The following is a 17,992-nucleotide window of genomic DNA, read 5'->3' as shown; positions in this document are numbered from 1 at the left end:
TTTAGATGGGCAGGTAATTGTTGACCGGCTTTATCAGATCCGGATCGTTTAGGCTACGGTCTGCAATGTCTTTTGTTACCTGAAATCTGGTCATGAGTTCGGAAGGATAGGTGTTCCAGAGCTTCGGTAATTCCGTTTCTTCAATGGTTTTACTCAGCCATAATTTTTCTGTTTCCGGCGTTAAAATGACGGGCATAGATTTACCAATGCTGGTAATGAGCTCATGGCCGGGGATAGTGACGATGCAGAAGGATTCATATCTTTCTTTGCTGATGGGATCTATCCAGGCTGACCAGATTCCGGCCATAGAAAAAACTTTCCGGTCTTTTAAGGTAAACCTATAGGGGTATTTTTCTGCGCCAAATCTTTTCCAGATGTAGAAGCCGTCTGCCAGAACCAGACAGCGTTTATGGGTTACCATTAGCTTTTTAAACAACTGTTTGGACAAGATCTGTGTATGTCTGACTGTGCACATGCTGGACTTCCGTTCCTTAAAGAAAAAAGGAACCATAGCATAGTGCATTTTTTTGATCAAATGAGGTTCATCAGCAGTGATCACCAATCCTGGCATGTAAATGCCGATGTTGTAAGTAGGTGTATAGGCTTCTTCCAATTCATACGGATAGCATTCTTGTATAACAGGTAATGCTTCCGTAAGGGAAAAAGATAAACTCATAGATGAATAATTATTTATGCAGATGGAGTTCGTGCTGCAATTCTTTAATCTCTTCCTGCATATCATGTACGCGTTGCAACAGGTGCCTGATGGCATCGATACCTTCAATATTGATTTGCAGGTCATAGTGCAAATGGACATATTTGTCCAGTTCTGCAAGCTGATCTGTATGGATACATTTCTCTTTTTCAACAACCGGGAACCGGACAATATCCGATTCTTCCAGCGATACCATAAAAGAAGGGTCGATATGGTAATTGATACAATATTCAGTGATGGTGATGAATTCTGTTTCCATAGCTGTAGTGGTTAACTCAGGTTTTGTAGTTCTTTAAACAGTTCTTTTTGTTTTTCAGTCAGGTGTTCCGGAAGTTTAACATTATAGGTAATGAAAAGGTTGCCAAATTCTCCATCTTTTTTATACAATGGGAAGCCTTTGTTTTTTAATCTCACTTTAGTGCCGTTTTGCGTTCCAGCCGGGATTTTAAGTTTTACTTTTCCGTCGAGGGTTTCCACCATTACTTCTCCACCTAAAACAGCAGTATATAGATCAATATCCTGTTGCAGGTAAAGATCATTGTGGAGTCTTTTGAAAATCGGGTCTTCCTGAACATTGATGGTGAGGTATAAATCACCGGCAGGGCCACCGTTTACTCCGTCTGCACCAAGTCCTTTTAATTTAATGATCTGCTCATCGGCAATACCGGCAGGTATCGTAATCCTGATTTTTTTGCCATTAATAGTCAGGGTTTGTTTGTGCGTGGTATAGGCATCTCTCAGTGAGATACTAAAACTGGCATTAAAATCCTGTCCTTTATATTTCACGCTGCTTCTTCCGGATGATCTTCCGCCTCCGCCAAACATAGATTCAAAGAAATCAGAGAAATCTCCGCCACCAAAGTCTGATGCACCTTGTCCTCCTGATCTGCCACCAGAAAATGGATTCCCTGAATTTCTGGATTGTGACCTTGACTGTTCAAACTGATCTGAATTTTTCCAGTGTTCTCCATACTCATCGTATTTTTTTCGTTTTTCAGGGTCACTTAACGCCTCATTTGCTTCATTGATCTCTTGAAATCTCTTGTTCGCTTCCTTGTTGTTAGGGTTCAAATCCGGATGATATTTCCTTGCCAGTTTCCTGTATGCTTTTTTTATATCTTCCTGTGAAGCTTTTTTGTCAACGCCCAGAATCTTATAATAATCGATAAATGCCATGTCAATAATTGGTCTATCCTCAAATTTAAGCTATTATTTTTATCATTTCTCAATTAATGGCCAATTGTATTAAGTTAGTGTTACAATTACACCGGTTTTCTCAATAATAATAATAAATTTGAGAATGAAATGCTTGCGGCTGACCACCTAAAGCGATAAACCAAATGTAACCTGTCCTTGTAGGAAGTCCGTCTTTTTTTAAGATGTGTACCTCCATGTGTCGTTTCGGATCGGTTTACATGGCGTTTGATTAGTGCTGAAATACATTAATACACAAACCATATATGAAACCAAATCAACCTAACTCAAGAAGAGATTTTATTAAAAAGGCTGCGGTGGGTGCCGCCGCATTCACAATTGTCCCCAGGTATGTGCTTGGTGGTACAGGATTTATTGCGCCTAGTGACCGGCTGACGAAAGCCGTAATCGGTGTAGGTGGCATGGGAAGAGGCCATTTTGGATACGATGGTACGCAGGTAGTGGCCATTTGTGATGTAGATACAAGGCATCTGGATATCGCAAAACCTATGCTGGATAAAGGTGTGAAAACCTTTAGTGACTACCGTGAATTGATCAAATTGCCGGAAGTAGATATTGTGCACATTGCCACCCCACCACATTGGCATGGGATTATGTCTGTTGATGCTGCAAATGCCGGAAAAGATATTTGGTGTGAAAAACCGATGACACATACCATAGGTGAAGGTAAACGTGTGATGGAAGCGGTTCAAAAGCATGGACGTATGTTCCGTCTGAATACCTGGTTCCGTTTCAAAGAGAATTTCTATGGCATGGGAACTACGGTAAAACCGATCAAGAAATTAGTAGATAGTGGTTTATTGGGCTGGCCGTTGAAGGTAACGGTGAGTAAACATACTGGCTTCGACTGGAAGTTTTACTGGGTAGGTAAAGATAATTTACCTGTTGAACCGGTTCCACAAGAGTTGGATTATGATGCCTGGTTAGGTCCGGCACCATATAAACCTTATAGTGCGCATCGTGTACACCAGACTTTCAGAGGATATTGGGATTATGATGGTGGTGGTTTAAGTGATATGGGCCAGCATTACCTGGATCCTATCCAATATTTCCTTGGAAAAGATGATACGAATCCTATTTCTGTAGAAATTGATGCCCCGCAACAACATACTGATGCCGTGGGTATCTGGCGCAGAATTACCTATACTTATGCTGACGGTTGTCAGATTATACTCGATGGAGAAGGAAAAGATGAGAAAGCAGCTTATATCGAAGGCCCTAAAGGCAAGCTTTATGCTGGATTTAAGTCTGATATTCCAGATTTGGAACGTAAACTAGCTGCATTCCCTGATCCGGCACCACAGATGACGGATTTCGTCACTTCTGTGAAAACCAGATCTCAGTTTGCTTTAAATGAGGAAAACGGACATCGTTCCTGCAATATCATCAACATTGGATTGGCGGCATTACGTTTAGGCCGTTCGTTGAAGTTTGATCCGGTAAAACAGGAGTTTATTGACGATGAAGGTGCAAACAGATTGATTAACCCGGTCATGCGTGCTCCTTTTACCATTTAAAACCAGCTAATTTTAATCAATTCTCAAAATATATATAATGATGAAAAAGATATTCTTTATCCTTTTGGCTAGCCTTGCCTTCCAGGGAACGGTGATTGCACAGGATAAAAAAGACCAGCGTACGCAGACCACTCGTATTGCTGATTTGCTGGCGCAGATGCCGGCAAAAGATGCGGCCCAGGCGGCCAATAATGTAAATGATATTGCTGCACTTGGTGAGAACGGCTATCTGGAGCTGATTGGGATGCTTTCTCCGGCAGGAAAAGGTAATAATGCCTTGATTGAGTATGCAATTGGTGGTTTTACCTCAGCATCGACAAAAACAGGAAAAGAAAACTGGAGAAAAATGAGCGTAGCTGCGCTTGGTAAAGCTTTGCAAAAAGGGAATGATCCGCAAAATAAAGCCTTTATCATGAGTCAGCTGGATGGAGTAGCTCAGGATGATGCGATTCCATATCTGGTTGCTTCTTTGAAGGATGCACAGCTTTCTGATCCGGCAGTTAGGGTGTTGGTCAAAATTAATACACCGGCAGCAAAAAACGCCTTGTTGAATGCTTTGGCTTCAACATCAGGAAATAGCCGTTTGTCGGTTGTAGAAGGTTTAGGTGATAGTCGTGTTAAAGAGGCTGCAAAGCCAATCGCTACGTTAGCTGCGGGTACTGATCAGAACTTAACAAAAATGAGCCTTTATGCTTTAGCAAAAATCGCTGATCCTTCTTCGGAAGAGCTGATGGCTTCGGCAGCAGCAAAAAGTAATTTCAACTATGAAAATACAAATGCGGTGGCTGCTTATCTGGATTATGGGGCAAATCTTTTGTTCGACGGCAATTCCGTGTTAGCACATAAAATTGCCCTTCAGTTATTGGATAAAGCGACTGCTCCGGACTTAGTCTCTGTTCGTACGGGTGCTTTGAAAATCCTTTCTGATGAAAATAAAGGACAGGACATTTCTATCCTGCTGGCAGCAGTAAAAGATCCGTCAATCGCTTACAGAGCGGCGGCTTTGAAATTCGCTTTGCCATATTTAAACCCGGCAACCACTGCCTTATGGTTAAAACAATTGACTAAAGTAACACCGGATGTACAGGCGGAAATGGTGACCATGCTTGGCGATGGAAAAGCTCCGGACGCACTTCCGGCAGTATTGAAATTAATTAACCATAAAGATGAAGGCTTAAGATTTGCCGCCATTGAGGCTGCCGCAAACATTGGTGGTGTAAAAGTATTGGATAACTTATTCAAAACAATGGCTAAAGGTGATGACGCTACTGTACAAAAAGTAGCCGATGTGATGTTGAGAATGAAAGGGGACGGTTTAACAGAAAAGATCGCTACTGCATTGCCTAAAATGAAGCCTGATGTACAGGTGGCTTTAATTGAGGTGCTTGCTGAGCGTGGCGCGCATGGTCAGATCAGTAGTATTTATGCTTTGCAAAAGAGTAAAAATCCAGCGGTAAGAAAGGCGGCATTTGCAGCTTTAACCAAGGTAGCTACTAAAGCAGATCTTCCGGAATTGTTTGCCTTGTTGAACAATAATGAGGTTAGCGATGAAGAATCTGTGATGATTCAGTCGGCATTGATTGCCGCTTTAAAAGGTACAGCAACCGAAAATGATACGGCTACTGTTTTACAGAAAATGACAGCTGCTACTCCTGAAAAGAAAAAATTCTTTTATAAGGTGTTGGCAAGTCTGGGTGATGCTCAGGCATTAAAAGCAGTAAATAGTGCTTTTCAAACAGGTGATGAGCAAACAAAAAAACTGGCACTGGAAGCTTTGTCTTCCTGGGCAAATGCAGGTTCTTTAGAAAGCTTACTGGCGATTGCAAGAACGAATACTAATCCTGCTTTTCAGCAGGAAGCAATAACAGGGTATTTACGTTTGGTACGTTCGGCTTCTGTACCTGCTGCACAAAGATTACTGATGTTGCGTGATGCGATGGATGTGGCTAAAACGGAACAACAGCAGCTACAGATTTTAACAGATCTACAGGATGCTAAAACCTACAATGCGGTTATTTTCGCGGGTAAGTATATTGATCATCCAGCTTTGCAGCAAGCTGCGGCAAGAGCAGTGATGATGATTGCGCTGTCGGATAAGTCTTATGAAGGTGAGCAGGTGAAAGACTTGTTAAATAAGACTATTCAGGTGCTTAAAGGCGGTGATAGTGATTATGAGAAACAGGCCATTCGTAAATACCTTGCGGAAATGAAAGGCGGTTCAGGTTTTGTGTCTGTGTTTAACGGAAAAGACCTGACTGGCTGGAAAGGTCTGGTTGGTGATCCTTTGAAAAGAGCTAAGATGGATGCTAAAACCTTAGCTGCGGCGCAGGAAAAAGCAGATGCAGTAGCCTTAAAAAGCTGGGTGATTGACAATGGCGCTTTATTGTTTACCGGTGACGGGGATAACCTGGCGACATTGAAGAAATACGGTGATTTTGAAATGCTGGTAGATTGGAAAATCTATGATGACGGCAATAAAAAAGGAGACGCAGGGATCTATTTACGTGGTAGTCCGCAGGTACAAATGTGGGATACTTCCAGAGTAGATGCAGGTGCACAGGTTGGTTCAGGAGGTTTGTATAACAACCAGGTGAACGAAAGCAAGCCTTTAAAAGTGGTAGATAATAAATTAGGAGAATGGAATAATTTCCACATCATCATGAAAGGTGATCGTGTAACCGTATATCTGAATGGGGTATTGGTTACTGACGATGTGATCCTTGAAAATTATTGGGATCGTAAGCTTCCGATTTTTGCAGAAGAGCAGATTGAGTTGCAGGCACATGGTTCCAGAGTTGCCTATAGAGATATTCTTATCAAAGAATTGGTGCGTCCGGTTCCTTTTGAGCTGAGTGCTGCGGAGAAAAAGGAAGGGTATAAAGTGTTGTTTGATGGTACAAATATGCATGAGTGGACTGGCAATACCAGTGCTTATACCGTTGCAAATGGCAACATGGAGATCAATCCTAAACCAGGTAAAGGCTCAGGCGGTAACCTGTTTAGTAAAAATGACTACAGTGATTTTGTATTCCGTTTTGAGTTTCAGTTGACTCCGGGCGCAAATAATGGATTGGGTATTCGCGCACCTTTAACAGGTGATGCGGCTTATGAAGGAATGGAACTGCAAATCCTTGACAATGAGGCTGATATTTATAAAGACCTTCATGTGTACCAGTACCATGGCTCTATTTATGGTGTTCAGGCAGCGAAAAGAGGTTCTTTAAAGCCATTAGGCGAATGGAATTATCAGGAGGTTACCGTAAAAGGGCCGAAGATCAAAGTTGTATTAAATGGAAATGTGATTCTGGATGGCGACATTACGGAAGCCCGTAAAAAGGGTTCGGTAGATGGAAAAAGTCACCCGGGCTTACAGCGCGATAAAGGTCGTGTAGGTTTCCTTGGTCACGGATCTGTAGTACGTTTTAAAAATATCAGAATTAAAGACCTGAGCGTTTCAAAATAGGCTCAGGTAAATGGTGAAATTGAATTAAACAGCGTAAAATATGACTGAAGAAATTAAAGATTCAGCAGGAAATAGTTCAAGAAGAAACTTTATTAAAACGACAGCACTTGCTGCTGCCGGATTTATGATCGTGCCCAGACATGTATTGGGTGGTAAAGGATTTTTAGCACCCAGCGACCGTTTACAAGTCGCAGGTGTGGGTGTTGGCGGAAAAGGCCAGAGTAATTTAGGTAACATCTATAAAGGGGGGAAAGCAGATATCGCTTTCCTCTGCGATGTGGATGACCGCAGGGCCGCTTATTCGGTGAAGAATTTCCCTGCGGCCAAATATTATAAAGATTACAGGGAGATGCTGGATAAGGAAGGCAAGCATATCGATGGGGTGGTGGTGTCTACACCAGACCATAACCATGCGATGATTGCTATGGCCGCTATGCAGCTTGGTAAACATGTTTATGTAGAGAAGCCGCTTTCCCATGATATTTTTGAAGCCAGGAAACTGACTGAAGCAGCCAACAAATACCAGGTGGTTACGCAAATGGGAAACCAGGGATCTTCCGGAGATGGCGTGAGACAGCTGCAGGACTGGGTAGATGCTGGTGTTATTGGGAAAGTAGAGCGGGTATATTGCTGGACAGACCGCCCTTCATGGCCACAAGGGATCACCTGGCCTGCAGTAAACGGAGCGATTCCTAAAGAGCTGGACTGGGATCTTTGGTTAGGTTCGGCGCCTTATAAGCCTTTTGTCGATAAACTGGTGCCTTTTAACTGGCGCGGCTGGTGGGATTATGGAACCGGTGCGATAGGTGATATGGGCTGCCATTTGGTAGAACCACCTTTCCGTATTCTGGGACTGGATACCCCGATAGATGTGCAATGTAGTGTGGGGAGTATCTATGTGGATGAATTTAAAAGGGGTTATTTCCCTGATAGTTGTCCGCCTTCCAGCCATGTGATCATGACTTTTAAGAAGACTAAAAAGACGAAGGGTGATGTTCAGATTCATTGGATGGATGGTGGAATTAAACCGGGAAGGCCAGCAGAATTGGGTCCTAATGAGTCTTTCGGTGAAAACGGAGTCTTGTTTGAAGGGACAAAAGGAAAGATGATGTGCGATGTTTATGGTGCAAACCCGAGATTATTGCCTTTGTCGCGCAACGAGGAAGTGAAGATAAAACCAGGTGTGGAGCGCGTAATTGGAGGAGTAGATGGGCATTACTGGGACTGGGCGGAAGCTTGTATCGCCGGTTATGGCAAGAAAAAACTGAGCTCTCCTTTTGAGATCGCCGGTCCGCTGACTGAGACCTTATTGATTGCCAATCTGGCGATCAGAGGAACAGATATTCAAAAAGCAAGGCTGAATGGTAACGGCTTTGACTATCCGGGCCGTGATATTAAACTGCTTTGGGATAAGGAAAATTTAAGGGTCACAAATTTTGATGATGTAAATCAGTTTGTGCGCAGAGAATACCGTCAGGGTTGGAGTTTGGGCGGATAATTTTAATAAAGATGAAGAAGATTAAAGTTTTGGTAGTAGGCTGTGGTAATATGGGAAGTTCTCATGCCATGGCTTACCAGGAATTGGAAGGTTTTGAGATCTGTGGAATCGTATCTACAGGGAATAGCAAGGTGGTTTTGAATGAAAAACTGGGTGGTGGATATCCTTTGTTCAGTGATTTTGAACTCGCATTGGAAGCTACGGCTCCTGATGCAGTTTGTATTTCTACTTATCCGGATACGCACGAATCTTTTGCCATAAAGGCAATGGAACAAGGTTGCCATGTATTTATAGAGAAGCCATTGGCGGATTCTCTGGCAGGGGCACAACGTGTTGCAGATGCCGCTAAGAAATATGGAAAGAAGTTGCTGGTGGGTTATATTTTGCGCTACCATCCTTCCTGGACTCGTTTTATTGAACTTTCTCAGGAAATGGGAAAACCATTGGTGATGCGTATGAACCTAAATCAACAGAGTCAGGGCGCAAAATGGAATGTGCATAAGAACTTAATGAAGAGTTTGAGTCCGATTGTGGATTGTGGCGTTCATTATATCGATGTAATGTGCCAGATGACGCGTTCTAAGCCTGTACAGGTAAGCGCAATGGGCGCAAGGTTAACTGATGATATTCCTGAAGATAATTATAATTACGGGCAGTTACAGATTCGTTTTGAGGATGGCTCTGTTGGCTGGTATGAGTCGGGATGGGGGCCGATGATGAGTGAAACTGCGTTTTTTGTAAAAGATGTAGTTGGGCCAAAGGGTGCGGTGTCTATTCTGGCAAAGGAAGCTTCAGCAGCCGGGAAGTCTGATTTGATTGATGCACATACCAAAACGGAATCTATTAAAGTTCATTATGCAGACCTGGATCAGGATGGGAAATTTTCCCGTTCTGATGAATGGATTGACCTGAATGATGAACCCGATCATCTGGAGTTGTGTAAAAGAGAGCAACGTCATTTTCTTCGTGCCATTCTCGAAGATCTAGACCTGAGTTTACCTACTCAGGATGCCCTGAATAGTTTAAGGGTAGCTTTTGCCTGTGATGAATCTGTTCGGACCGGAGGCATCGTTAAGTTGATCTAATATTTTTGTAAAATATCATTTATTGAAGGCCCGCTTACAGCGGGCTTTCTTGTTTTACAAATAATTTCAAGCTTTGTCATGGTTTTTACTTAGTGTATTAACTTTTTATTATCTATATCATTTAATGACGTTTAATTGCTGTTAATGAATGTTTTAACCAATATAAATATTAAAATAATTTACACTTAGTGTATATTATTTTAATATTTTTGTTGCTGAAGGTGTTGGTTTTTGTTTGGAAGCTGATCTCTTCAAACTTTATTTGCGATGCTGGTTTAGGATAGATTACGCGCTTAAAAATGTAAGCTGTTTAAAGGGGCCGGGAATTCAGATTTATTCAGATTTGACTCGCAAGTTGGTTAAAAATCAATTATTTAATTAACTATTGATCCATTTTATGAGAGCTTTAAAGATATCACAAAGTATCACCAACAGAAAAAGGGATTCCCTGGAAAAGTATTTAAATGAACTTGGGAAATTTGAATTATTGAAAATTGAAGAGGAAATCCAATTGGCTATGCGCATTGCAGAGGGGGATGAGGCAGCATTGGAAAAGCTAGTCAATGCAAATCTTCGGTTTGTGATTTCTGTTTCCAAGAAATATCAGGATAAAGGGCTGCGGCTTTCAGATTTGATTAGTGAAGGTAATATTGGTCTGATTAAGGCCGCGAAGAGGTATGACCATACCAAAGGCTTTAAATTTATATCTTTTGCCGTATGGTGGATCCGACAGGCGATTTTATCGGCAATTTCTGATCAGCAAAGGATGGTTCGTTTGCCTGGAAACCAGATCGTTGGTAATACTACTATAAATAAGGCAACCATGCGCTTGGAACAAAAGCTGGAACGTATGCCTACTATAGAAGAGATTGCAGAAGAAATAGGCTTTAAAGAAGAGCGGATTTTGGATCACCAGTCGAATGCAGCACTGTCAATTTCTTTGGATAAGCCCATGAATGAAGAAACCGGTTTCTGTTTATTAGATAAAATTCCTTCCAGCAATGTGGCCGCGGTAGATGAGGGGCTCATGAAGGAATCTTTATCTGAGGATTTAAGAAGATGCCTGGTGATTTTGCCGGAAAGAGAGCAGAAGATTTTGTCACTTTACTATGGTTTACATGATTGTACCGAGACTACACTGGACGATATGGTTTTTATTTTTGACCTGAGTAAGGAACGATTGCGGCAGCTAAAAGATAAAGCTTTGAAGACTTTGCGCAATAGCCCGAAGTCAGGATTGATCAGGGAATACCTCGATTAATTGTAAAACAAGCGGTTTTTGCAGGAGTGGTTTAACCGCGTTTTGTTTAAATATTGGGTTGATTTATTTAAACGAAATAGCATATTATGAACCTTTTATGAGGAAAAGGGCTTTTTTATTGAAAAAAAGAGTGATTTACTTAAATATTCATTTGGTGGAAATCCAATAATTATTAACTTTAAAGCGTTATATCATATATTTAAAATCTTAAACGAAAGAAAAACATGGAAAAATTCTCGAAACTTAAAGAACTTATTGCAAGCGTTGAAGCTGATGCAGACAAATTTTATAATTCAGGTAACGGTGCAGCTGGTACAAGAGTACGTAAAGCAATGCAAGATTTAAAAGGCCTTGCTCAGGACATCCGTACTGAAGTAACTGATAAGAAAAACACAAAGTAATCTACTTTGAATGTCATGAGAAAGGCCCGCTTAATGCGGGCCTTTCTCATTTATAGCTATTGAGGTTTTTATTTTCTAATTTTAAGGCCTCAGTCCTATGAATCCTCCAGAGCAACCATTACAACGTAAGATCATTCATATTGATATGGATTCCTTTTATGCTTCCGTAGAGCAAAGGGACGATCCTACGCTGGAAGGTAAGGCGGTTGCTGTAGGTGGTTCTCCTGATGGGAGAGGTGGGGTTGTAGCGACTGCAAACTACGAAGCGAGAAGGTTTGGCGTACATTCTGCCATGTCCTCCAAAAAAGCACAACGCTTGTGTCCACATCTGATTTTCCTTTATCCGAGATTTGCGGTTTATAAAGAGGTCTCCAAACAAATCCGTGAAATATTTAGCCGGTACACAGACCTGATTGAGCCTTTGTCACTTGATGAAGCCTATCTGGATGTTACCGAAGATAAGTTAGGTATTGGTTCGGCCATTGATATTGCCAAAGAAATTAAAGAGGCTATAAAAACGGAGCTGAATTTAACTGCTTCCGCTGGGGTTTCTATCAATAAGTTTGTCGCAAAGGTTGCTTCCAATATGAATAAACCTGATGGTCTGACTTTTATCGGGCCGTCAAAAGTGGAACGCTTTATTGCCGCATTGCCTGTAGAAAAGTTTCACGGCGTGGGGAAAGTTACTGCGGAGAAGATGAAAATCCGTGGCTTGCATAAAGGTGCAGATCTGAAAAAGCTGACAGAAGCTGAGTTGGTCTACCTGTTTGGAAAGAGTGGCCACTTCTTTTATAAGATTGTTCGTGGAATTGACCACCGTAAAGTAGAGCCAAATCAGGAAACAAAATCGATTGGTGCCGAAGATACCTTTTCTTACGATCTCAGTGAGCTGGAAGAAATGAATCTGGAATTGGCACGTCTTGCGGAGATCGTATTTAAGAGAATGAGCCTTTATCAGTTGTTCGGTAGAACACTAACCATCAAGATTAAGTTTAGTGATTTTAGACAAATCACCCGTAGCAAGTCATTCCCTGCTGCATTTACGGAACTGGAAATGATGGTTGAAGTAGCAACTTCATTATTGGATGCTGCTCTGCTGGATGGCGGGAAGGTAAGATTACTCGGGGTTTCTATCTCTAATTTTAATAGTACCAGGGAGCAGGCTGAGTGGTATCAGGCGAGGCTTTTTCCTTAGTCTCCAATCAAGCATTGTCACATTTTTTTGAGAATTTAATAACCTTTTCGTTCAGTTTTTTTAGATTTCTGTACGAAAAGGGACCGATTTTGGCTTATTTATGTAAATTGAATCAACCTCCAATTGTAAAATATAGCCTATGGAATCCTTATCAAAGTTTTTTGATCCTGATTTGCAGCAGCCTGATATGGCTTTTCTGAATAAATTATTTGAATTCCAACAGGCTTATTATTCCGCTGATGCTAAAATAAACGTACTGGAAGCATTGCTCCTGGAGTTATGTATGGCAACAGAAAGTTTGGCTGCGGGACTGATTGATGTAGAGAGAAATCCAGCTGTTGAGGTAAATAGTGGTCATATTGACCTCAATATGATTCGTGATTTTTTACTAACGGATCATATTGCCACTTCTTTTCATTACGAACTGAAAAATATTAAAGGATATCATGTCCTGATTTGTTCACTTTTTGATGATCAACGAAAAGAACGGTTATTTTACCTGGTTAGGAATACGGAACCTTTTACTTTGAAAGATTATTATAAGGTTAAACCAGCTTTACCTATTTTGAATGGGATGTTGCTCCATTTAAATGCGGTTGCAGAAATCAGCAGACAAAATCGTAAAACGGCTCATCTACAGGCGCTGATAGCGTCACTGGATGATATTATTATCGAGCTGGATGAAAATGCGCTGATCAAGAAGGTTTGGGTGAGAGACCCGACTAAACTGTTTATGGCCCCCGAATTCTTTATGGAGAAAACCATGATAGAAGTGATGGGGACTTTTGCTAATATTTTCATGGAATGCATAGAGAAACTGCTGTTAACCGGCGAACGTCAGGAATGTATTTATCCAGACTTTAATCCTGATAAAAAAGCCTGGTATAGTGCTAAGTTTCAAAAGATTGATCCGACTTCCAAAGAAGGAAAAACACGGTTGATCTGTGTGATAGAAGATATTACTGCAAAAAAGATAATGAGCGACCAGTTGCAGCATCAGACATTAGAATTGATTGCAGCAAAAAATCTGGCGGAACAAATTGCGAGAAAAAGGACGGAGATTCTTTCTATAATGAGTCATGAAATCCGAACTCCTCTGAATGGAATTATAGGGATTTGTAACCTACTTCATCAAGGTACTTATGCTGATCCCAATATTAGGGAATATATTGATCACCTGAACTTTTCCTCTAATCACCTGTTGAATTTAGTGAATGATATATTAGATCTGGAGAAGATTGAGAATAAAAAAATGGTGCTTATGGAGAATGAGATTCGATTGGTGACTTTCATTGGAAACATTCAAAAGCAGTTTTTATCCCTGGCTAAAGCAAAAGGTCTGGACCTCAGATTTTACCATGATGAGCATATCCCTGAACTGGTGAATGTAGATGACCTGAGGTTGGGTCGGATCCTGAATAATCTGATTGGAAATGCCATTAAATTTACAGAAAGTGGCCATGTTTCCATCTATTTAACCATAATAGAGCGTACTGCCGAAAAGGTGAGGTTGTGTTTTAAAGTTGAAGATTCAGGTATCGGGATTCCTGAACACCTGCATAACCTTGTTTTTGATAAATTTCATCAGGTACAGCAGGCGAGTCATCGTCAGCAACAAGGAACAGGACTTGGTTTAAGTATCACTAAAGGATTGGTTGATCTGTTTAAAAGCGAGATCGTTTTAAAGAGCAAAGCAGAAGGAGGGACAACTTTTGAATTTGAAATTGACTTTAAAATCATTGCTATTTCAGAAAAGCGTTTCAATGCAGCCAGGGAGATCATACCAATTCGGCTTTTGCCTGAATTAAGATTATTGGTAGTGGATGATAATCCGGTAAATTTGCTGGTTGCAAAACGTCAGCTGAGCTGTTTTGGACTCAATGCGGAGCAGGCCGTTAATGGGAGTATCGCGCTGGAAATTTTAAAAGAAAAAGAAATAGATGTCATCCTGATCGATTTGCATATGCCCGGAATGGATGGTTATGAATTGGCAGGAAGGGTGCAGCTTTTGTATCCGAATGTTAAGGTGATCATTTTTACTGCGGATATCCTTGAAGAAGTGAGGGCACGCTTATGGGACATGGGCATCAAATATGTGTTGTCAAAGCCCTTCAATCCTGAAGAAATGCATCAGTTGCTGATGGAAGTTGTCAGTACTGATTATTAATCATAAAAAAGGCATTCATCATTTGATGAATGCCTTTTTTATACGTTATGATTTCTTTGATTATGCGAAATCTAACCAGGAACTACCTGTTGAATAATCCTCAATAGCACTTACTTTATTTTCGAATTTAAGCGACGCGATTAACGCTGAAACCTCTTGTTTAACCATGGTAATACAGTTTTCAACCAGATCTTTTCTGTACCCTTTTTCTTGTAATTTAAGTACATATCCAACACAGATTACTCTGGCTAATATTTTACCAAGATCTACCATTTTACGTTGAGAAAGGTTTTCCGATAGTTGGAAAGACAATTCCTCTTTAAAATAAGCAACTGGTTGAAAAGTGATCTTAAACTCAGCAAGGAAATCAAAAAGGTTGGATTGTTTTTGTTTCTTCATTAAGCGGGTCACCATATCTGCCGTTTGGTTATATAGCATTTCATTTGATCCTTCGAAAATCTGGAAAGGACGACTGTCCATGATTCCACGACCACCGATGTGGCTGGTTCTGTAGCCTTTAGCGCCTGAAAGTTGTACCAGTAGTTGTGCAGATTCCTGCATCAAGTCGGTTACTACAGCTTTCATGGTGTTTGCTTCCAGGCCTTCCATCGCTAGATTATGCTCAATACCACTGATCTCACTACTATGCGCACACATCGCAGAACAGATGGTATAAGCAGATTGAATTCTGGAAAGTTGGAATTGCACATTGTCGATGGCCATTAAATTACCAGCGCCCACGATGCGCGTGCGGCAATGTTCCATCGCTTCATCCAGCATTCTTTTAATGAATCCCATTCCCATACCAGGAAATTGCATCCTGCTTCTATGAAGAATGTCCAGCATCATTTTGATGCCCGTAGTTTCTGGTTTCAGTCTGAAGTTTTGTGGAACAACAAGGTCAAGTTGGTTTAATCCATAAGGGATCATGTACAAACCCGGATTATCGTAAAGTTCTTCTACTACAATTTGCTGTTTCGGTTTAGTGATGTCGCAAAGGAAAAAATCGATGTCCCTGCCTAAATCACCATTCTCATTTTCATTTCTTGCTGCGATGATCCAGTAATCAGCCATGCCTGTAAGGCCTTGCCAATGTTTGGTTCCTTTAATCTGGTAGCCTTCCGGAACAACTTTGCTGGCGGTTTTCATGTTCAGTGCATCACTGCCATAATCAGGCTCAGTGATCATCAGACCACCCATTTGTCCTTTTTCCAGAAAGTTATCGAAGATCCCTTTTTTAACGGATTCATCTGCATATTTTGAAACAGGCTCTAAGAAAAGCGCGATATTGATTCCAAAAGTTAAGGATAGGGGTAGAGATTCATAAGAGGCAGCGGCTAAAAGGCCAAGGCATTCTTTAACGATGCTTCCACGTCCACCATATTCAGTAGGAATTGCTACGGAAAGTGGTTTTTGATCCATAATCCCTTTAAGAATTTCTGGTGGTAAGCCTCTTTCCAGACTCAATTGATCAATGTCTGCCTGAACATGGAATAAGTGTTTCAATGTTTGCTCGAAGTCTCTGATGTAATCAGAAAACTTGATGTCGGTTAATGTCATATATAGAATACAAGTATTTTAAAAAGATCGTTAAGCAAATAAGTGAATATTTATCTAGAATCTTTATAAATAAAAAACAATTTTTGCTGAACATCAAATTCAAAATAATGACAATCCCGCGAAACATAAAATGATCACGGTCACATTGGTTTGATTTATTGTGGATGCGAAGGTCCCTATTCCCTCTTACACAGCTGTTTAATCTAATCTCAGCAGGAATAAAAACGAAAATTCGTTCCATTGTGCTCAGGATAGTACCGAAATATACGGTTTATGCCTATTTAATAGGTTAAAATTATAAAAAAATAACGGAATAGCATAATAATCTGGACTGGAATGGCTGTGAAGAATGAAAATTATTTATGTAGCTCATGAATTTATTATCATAATTTGATTCAAAACAATAGGATACGCATTCGTCTATTGCGAATAACTTATCTGCTGTTAGTCGTTGATATTTTCTTTTAGAGGGTTAAGCGCCCCGGCTAAAATCCGGGTAATCGTTAAGGGCGCCGAACCCTGTTTCCAGATAGATCAGTTTTCTGTAGCTTTATCCAATAATTATTTAATTATGCTGTATATTTTTGATCCTGAAACTGATTATATCCTGGAAGACGAACAGGTCTTGTTGCGTCCGCTACAAATTTCCAATTTTGAACATTTGAAAACGTTTGCGGTTAATGAACCGGAATTGTGGACTTATTCCTTACAAAACGCAGGTTCTGAGACTGGAATGAAGCAGTATATTGAAAAGGCCCTGATCGCTAAAGAACAGGGTATTGCTTATCCTTTTATTGTGTTTGATAAAACAAAACAAGCGTATGCAGGGACGACCCGTTTGTACGATATAGATCTGTTCAATAAGTGTCTGTCTCTGGGTTATACCTGGTATGGTAAAGAGTTTCAGGGCACAGGATTAAACAAGCATTGCAAGTATTTACTATTTGAATTTGTATTTGAGCAAATGGGGATGGAAAGGGTGGAGTTTCGTTTAGATGGCAATAATGAGCGAAGTATGCGCGCTATAAAAGGTCTGGGTTGCACTTTTGAAGGGCTGTTAAGAAGCAACGGCTATCGTCCGGATGGCAGCAGAAGGGATTCGGCGGTGCTGAGTATGCTTAAAGGAGAGTGGTTTGAAGGAAAAAAAGAGTTGCTTAAAGGTAAGCTGATTTAGTTTTTCCTTGTTTTTCTGTCAGTTTACCATAAGAAGAACAATGTTCCTTTTTAAGGTAGTTCTTTGTGCGTGTACCTATGGAATAGAATGTGTAAATTGGCCCTAATAGTTGATGCTTATCCATAAGTGATGCAAAAAATAGAAAAGTTCGAATTACATTTAGAAGTCGATCCAAATAAACTGGATTCAAATATTAAAAGTTTTGAATACAATGGCAATCATTACCTGTACGTATGCCATATTGATAAGTATTCTGATAAGGTGGGTGGTCATCCCGATGACCGTCCCGACCAGGTAAAGTTGCTGGTGAAGAGCTTTTATGGTAAGTATCTAAATCTGGATATTTCTTTGAAAGAGCTGAATACACCTGCTTTTAATGATCATTTGATCAAATCTATAGATCAGCAATTGATCTCGACAGAGGCGAGTTACTAAGATCCCGTGTCTTTTTGTTGTTAAGGCAGTAGTTTTATTCGTGTAAAACTGCTAAGGGATTGATATGGTATTGCTGGTTGAAGAAGGATTGCTCAGGACTCGTCGAAGGGTTAACCGCGCCTGATTAAGGGATATCCTTCGTCAATCCTCCATTAATCCTTGATTAACCCTTCGACAACTATGACTGTTCTACAATCTGTCTTATACGGGAATAAGTTTTCATCAACACCGCCAGGGCTTGACTCGCTATGCAATAGGTCTGTTTTTTTCCTCCCTTCTTAAATTCCAAAATAGTGGTAAGTAATA

At 40.7% G+C, this 17,992-nt stretch carries 14 protein-coding genes; 10 read left to right on the top strand and 4 right to left on the bottom strand.

The features are described from left to right. Window position 1 precedes the first annotated feature (1 nt). From OQX61_RS03240 to OQX61_RS03230, 3 genes are read right to left on the bottom strand one after another with little or no spacing between them, the layout of a single operon-like run. Window positions 2–676 carry an SOS response-associated peptidase gene (locus OQX61_RS03240; protein ID WP_265840228.1) on the bottom strand — a complete coding sequence of 225 codons (675 nt, stop codon included), beginning with the start codon at window positions 674–676 and terminating at the stop codon, window positions 2–4. Between the two features lie 10 nt (window positions 677–686). Then, window positions 687–974, bottom strand: coding sequence for a chaperone modulator CbpM (locus OQX61_RS03235; protein WP_265840226.1), 288 nt, complete (start codon window positions 972–974; stop codon window positions 687–689). A gap of 11 nt (window positions 975–985) precedes the next feature. Further along, on the bottom strand, window positions 986–1,891 hold the full coding sequence (locus OQX61_RS03230; protein WP_265840224.1) for a J domain-containing protein: 906 nt from the start codon (window positions 1,889–1,891) through the stop codon (window positions 986–988). Between the two features lie 284 nt (window positions 1,892–2,175). Between OQX61_RS03230 and OQX61_RS03225 the strand changes: the two genes are divergently transcribed. From OQX61_RS03225 to OQX61_RS03190, 8 genes are all read left to right on the top strand, one after another. After that, window positions 2,176–3,447 (top strand): Gfo/Idh/MocA family oxidoreductase, encoded by a 1,272-nt coding sequence (locus tag OQX61_RS03225; RefSeq protein WP_265840222.1) that lies wholly within the window; start codon window positions 2,176–2,178, stop codon window positions 3,445–3,447. Window positions 3,448–3,484: 37 nt separating this feature from the next. Beyond that, window positions 3,485–6,910 (top strand): family 16 glycoside hydrolase, encoded by a 3,426-nt coding sequence (locus OQX61_RS03220; RefSeq protein ID WP_265840221.1) that lies wholly within the window; start codon window positions 3,485–3,487, stop codon window positions 6,908–6,910. A 40-nt stretch (window positions 6,911–6,950) separates the two neighbouring features. Beyond that, entirely contained in the window at window positions 6,951–8,408 is a 1,458-nt protein-coding gene (locus OQX61_RS03215) for a Gfo/Idh/MocA family oxidoreductase (protein ID WP_265840220.1), read from the top strand. Window positions 8,409–8,419: 11 nt separating this feature from the next. After that, complete coding sequence (locus tag OQX61_RS03210; protein ID WP_265840218.1) at window positions 8,420–9,493, top strand: Gfo/Idh/MocA family oxidoreductase; 1,074 nt, start codon at window positions 8,420–8,422, stop codon at window positions 9,491–9,493. Window positions 9,494–9,890: 397 nt separating this feature from the next. Then, entirely contained in the window at window positions 9,891–10,754 is an 864-nt protein-coding gene (locus OQX61_RS03205; protein WP_265840217.1) for an RNA polymerase sigma factor RpoD/SigA, read from the top strand. Between the two features lie 224 nt (window positions 10,755–10,978). Then, on the top strand, window positions 10,979–11,155 hold the full coding sequence (locus OQX61_RS03200; protein ID WP_265840216.1) for a histone H1: 177 nt from the start codon (window positions 10,979–10,981) through the stop codon (window positions 11,153–11,155). A gap of 97 nt (window positions 11,156–11,252) precedes the next feature. Continuing rightward, window positions 11,253–12,350, top strand: a complete 1,098-nt coding sequence (dinB, locus tag OQX61_RS03195) for a DNA polymerase IV (RefSeq protein WP_265840215.1) — start codon at window positions 11,253–11,255, stop codon at window positions 12,348–12,350. 139 nt (window positions 12,351–12,489) lie between these two features. After that, window positions 12,490–14,517, top strand: a complete 2,028-nt coding sequence (locus OQX61_RS03190) for an ATP-binding protein (protein WP_265840214.1) — start codon at window positions 12,490–12,492, stop codon at window positions 14,515–14,517. A 60-nt stretch (window positions 14,518–14,577) separates the two neighbouring features. Here OQX61_RS03190 and OQX61_RS03185 read toward each other — a convergent pair whose 3' ends face one another. Further along, window positions 14,578–16,077: an acyl-CoA dehydrogenase family protein gene (locus tag OQX61_RS03185; RefSeq protein WP_265840212.1), complete on the bottom strand. Its 1,500-nt coding sequence runs from the start codon at window positions 16,075–16,077 to the stop codon at window positions 14,578–14,580. A 571-nt stretch (window positions 16,078–16,648) separates the two neighbouring features. On the opposite strand from OQX61_RS03185, the gene OQX61_RS03180 reads away from it, so the two are divergent. Both OQX61_RS03180 and OQX61_RS03175 read left to right on the top strand, forming a co-directional pair. Then, on the top strand, window positions 16,649–17,251 hold the full coding sequence (locus OQX61_RS03180; protein ID WP_265840211.1) for a GNAT family protein: 603 nt from the start codon (window positions 16,649–16,651) through the stop codon (window positions 17,249–17,251). A gap of 129 nt (window positions 17,252–17,380) precedes the next feature. Continuing rightward, window positions 17,381–17,686 (top strand): hypothetical protein, encoded by a 306-nt coding sequence (locus tag OQX61_RS03175; protein ID WP_265840209.1) that lies wholly within the window; start codon window positions 17,381–17,383, stop codon window positions 17,684–17,686. The last annotated feature ends 306 nt before the right edge of the window (window positions 17,687–17,992 follow it).

The sequence above is a fragment of the Pedobacter sp. PLR genome (assembly GCF_026239675.1).
Lineage (GTDB): Bacteria > Bacteroidota > Bacteroidia > Sphingobacteriales > Sphingobacteriaceae > Pedobacter.
The sequence above is the reverse complement of the archived record's forward strand: the minus strand, read 5'-3'. Positions and strand labels throughout refer to the sequence as shown.

Coding starts and splice junctions, on each gene's coding strand:
- OQX61_RS03190 (WP_265840214.1), top strand. CDS start 12,490: ATGGAATCCTTATCAAAGTTTTTTGATCCTGATTTGCAGCAGCCTGAT.
- OQX61_RS03240 (WP_265840228.1), bottom strand. CDS start 676: ATGAGTTTATCTTTTTCCCTTACGGAAGCATTACCTGTTATACAAGAA.
- OQX61_RS03185 (WP_265840212.1), bottom strand. CDS start 16,077: ATGACATTAACCGACATCAAGTTTTCTGATTACATCAGAGACTTCGAG.
- OQX61_RS03220 (WP_265840221.1), top strand. CDS start 3,485: ATGATGAAAAAGATATTCTTTATCCTTTTGGCTAGCCTTGCCTTCCAG.
- OQX61_RS03230 (WP_265840224.1), bottom strand. CDS start 1,891: ATGGCATTTATCGATTATTATAAGATTCTGGGCGTTGACAAAAAAGCT.
- OQX61_RS03200 (WP_265840216.1), top strand. CDS start 10,979: ATGGAAAAATTCTCGAAACTTAAAGAACTTATTGCAAGCGTTGAAGCT.
- OQX61_RS03215 (WP_265840220.1), top strand. CDS start 6,951: ATGACTGAAGAAATTAAAGATTCAGCAGGAAATAGTTCAAGAAGAAAC.
- dinB (WP_265840215.1), top strand. CDS start 11,253: ATGAATCCTCCAGAGCAACCATTACAACGTAAGATCATTCATATTGAT.
- OQX61_RS03210 (WP_265840218.1), top strand. CDS start 8,420: ATGAAGAAGATTAAAGTTTTGGTAGTAGGCTGTGGTAATATGGGAAGT.
- OQX61_RS03235 (WP_265840226.1), bottom strand. CDS start 974: ATGGAAACAGAATTCATCACCATCACTGAATATTGTATCAATTACCAT.
- OQX61_RS03205 (WP_265840217.1), top strand. CDS start 9,891: ATGAGAGCTTTAAAGATATCACAAAGTATCACCAACAGAAAAAGGGAT.
- OQX61_RS03180 (WP_265840211.1), top strand. CDS start 16,649: ATGCTGTATATTTTTGATCCTGAAACTGATTATATCCTGGAAGACGAA.
- OQX61_RS03175 (WP_265840209.1), top strand. CDS start 17,381: ATGCAAAAAATAGAAAAGTTCGAATTACATTTAGAAGTCGATCCAAAT.
- OQX61_RS03225 (WP_265840222.1), top strand. CDS start 2,176: ATGAAACCAAATCAACCTAACTCAAGAAGAGATTTTATTAAAAAGGCT.